At 73.2% G+C, this 2,380-nt stretch carries 1 protein-coding gene; it reads left to right on the forward strand.

All coding sequences use genetic code 11. The features are described from left to right. On the forward strand, nucleotides 1-2,380 hold a 2,380-nt coding region (locus tag K7787_RS31310; RefSeq protein ID WP_223003702.1), incomplete at both ends, for an acyltransferase domain-containing protein.

Consider the following 2,380-nt stretch of genomic DNA (forward strand, 5'->3'; position numbering starts at 1 on the left):
CTGGCGGAGGGTGTGCCGTCGCCGTTGGTGGTGACGGGGTCGGCGGATGTCGAGGGCGGGACGGTGTTCGTCTTTCCCGGCCAGGGGCATCAGTGGGCGGGCATGGGGGCCCGGTTGCTGGAGTCGGAGCCGGTGTTCGCCGGGGCTCTGGCGGAGTGTGCGCGGGCGTTGTCGGCGTACGTCGACTGGGATCTGCTGGAGGTTCTGCGGCAGGTGGAGGGTGCGCCGGGTTTCGACCGGGTGGATGTGGTGCAGCCGGCGTCGTTCGCGGTGATGGTGGCTCTGGCCCGGCTGTGGCAGCACTACGGGGTGCGGCCGGATGCGGTGGTGGGGCATTCGCAGGGTGAGATCGCGGCCGCACATGTTGCGGGGGCGTTGAGTCTGGAGGATGCCGTCCGGGTGGTGGCGTTGCGCAGTCAGGCCATCGGGGGGCGGCTGGCGGGGCGGGGCGGGATGATGTTCCTGCCCGTCTCCCGGGTGGAGGCCGAGGAGCGTATCGCCGCGTATGCGGGTCGTGTTGAGGTTGCGGCGGTCAATGGTCCGGCTTCGACGGTGGTGGCGGGTGACGCGGGTGCGTTGAAGGAGTTGTTCGAGGCGGCGACGGGGGCGGGGGTCCGTGCCCGGATGGTGCCGGTGGACTACGCCTCGCACACGGTTCATGTGGAGGCCATCGAGGGTGAACTGGCGGAGGTGTTGGCGGGGTTGGTTCCGCGGGCGCCGGAGATTCCGATGTACTCGACGTTCCGGGACGCGTGGCTTGATGGTTCGACGGTGCTGGATGCTTCGTACTGGTACGGGAATCTGCGTCATGAGGTGCGTTTCGCCTCGGCGGTCGAGGCTTTGGCGGGTGCGGGGTATCGGGCGTTCGTGGAGGTCAGTGCGCATCCGGTGCTGACGACGGCGGTGCAGGACCTGCTCGACGCCCACGCCGACAGCCCGGCCGTCACCACGGGCACGCTGCGCCGGGACGAGGACACTTCCGCCCGGTTCCACATGTCGCTGGCCACGCTCCACACCCGTGGGATCGCCACCGACCCGCTCCCGGACGTCACCGGCCACCATCACGTCGATCTTCCCACCTACCCCTTCCAACGTCGGCGTTACTGGCTGGAGGGACCCAGCGGCAGCACCGACGCGGGCGCGCTGGGACTCGCCGCCGACGCACACCCCCTCCTCGGCGCCGTCGCCGAACTCCCCGGCAGCGGCGGAGTCCTGGCCACCGGCCGCCTGTCCCGCTCCACGCACGGCTGGCTGCTCGGGGACGCGGACGGCGGACCGGCCGCCGTACCGGCTTCCGCACTGGTCGAGATGGCCGTGCACGCCGGGGACCAGGTGGCCGCCGGCGCCCTGGACGAACTCGTCGTCGAGACGCCGCTCGTCCTGCCCGCCACCGGAGCGGTGTCCGTGCGGGTGCAGGTCGGCGAACCGAGGACCGGCCCCTCCTCGCCCGGTGGCCGGCAGGTCAGCATCCACGCGTCCGCCGACGGCTCCGAGGAGTGGACCCGGCACGCCGTCGGCCACTTTTCGGCTCAGCCCCCGGCGTTCGTCGGTGACTTCACGGTGCGCCGCCCGCCCGAGGCCCGGTCCGTGGCCCCCGCGCTGCTCCCCGACGGGGTGCGGGAGGCATGGCGGCACGGCGAGGAGGTGTACGTCGATGCGGTGCTGCCGGAACAGGGCCCCGACGCGGCGGACTTCGCGCTGCACCCGCTGCTGCTCGACCTGGTGCTGCGGGCGACCGGGCTGCTCTCGCCGGACACGCCCCGGCCGGACGGCAAGGTGCTGGTCGCGCACACCTGGCGCCGGTTCTCCCTGTATGCGTCCGGCGCGCGCCGGCTCAAGGTGCGCATCACGCCGCGTGGCGAGAACACCGTGTCCGTCGCCGCGGCCGACCCCTCGGGGGCGCCCGTGCTGTGCGTACGCGAGCTGACGTTCCGGGCGGTGGACGCCGCCGGCCTCACCACGCAGGCCGACGAGGTGCGCAACGCGCTGTTCCGGGTGGACTGGCAGGAGATACCGGCGCCGCAGGAGACGGCCGGTGCGGACTGGCCGGTGCTGGACCTGACCGGCCGGTCGGGCGCGGACGAGCGGGAGTTGGCGGGGGAGGCACTGACCGCGGTCCAGGAGCACCTGGCCGGCGGAGACGACGCCCGGCTGGTGGTCCTGACCCGTGACGCCGTCGCCGATCCGGCGCAGGCCGCCGTATGGGGTCTGGTGCGCACGGCGCAGAACGAGCATCCGGACCGGGTCGTGCTGGTCGACACGGACGGGAGCGGCACGGGCCTGCTGCCGGCGGCGTTGGCGAGCGGTGAGCCGCAGCTCGCGCTGGCCGGGGGCGTGATCCGTGTTCCGCGTCTGGTGCGGGCGGAGGCGGCGGAGGCCA

Origin of the sequence: Streptomyces sennicomposti, assembly GCF_019890635.1 — a bacterium.
GTDB lineage: Bacteria > Actinomycetota > Actinomycetes > Streptomycetales > Streptomycetaceae > Streptomyces > Streptomyces sennicomposti.